The following is a 233-nucleotide window of genomic DNA, read 5'->3' as shown; positions in this document are numbered from 1 at the left end:
CAAGGTTGAAGACAAAGATATTGATGAGGTTGCCAAAAAGCAGTACCTGGATCTGCACTGCTTTATGCCAGGTGATATTCTGCTGAAGGCCGATAAGATGAGCATGGCCAACTCGCTGGAACTGCGGGTGCCTTTGTTGGACCGTGAAATGATGAAGGTTGCTCAGACCACGCCAACCAAGTACCTATTCAACGCTAAGGGTACTAAGTGGGCTTTCCGGATGGCTGCTAACC

General features: G+C 49.4%; 1 protein-coding gene. It reads left to right on the top strand.

The genetic code is table 11. The annotated features are described in order from the left end of the window. Window positions 1-233: asparagine synthase-related protein (locus tag LI126_RS15195; protein ID WP_227165745.1), on the top strand; the 233-nt coding region annotated here is incomplete at both ends.

This window comes from Mediterraneibacter sp. 210702-DFI.5.30 (genome assembly GCF_020560115.1).
GTDB classification, from domain to species: domain Bacteria; phylum Bacillota; class Clostridia; order Lachnospirales; family Lachnospiraceae; genus Mediterraneibacter; species Mediterraneibacter faecis.
The sequence above is the reverse complement of the archived record's forward strand: the minus strand, read 5'-3'. Positions and strand labels throughout refer to the sequence as shown.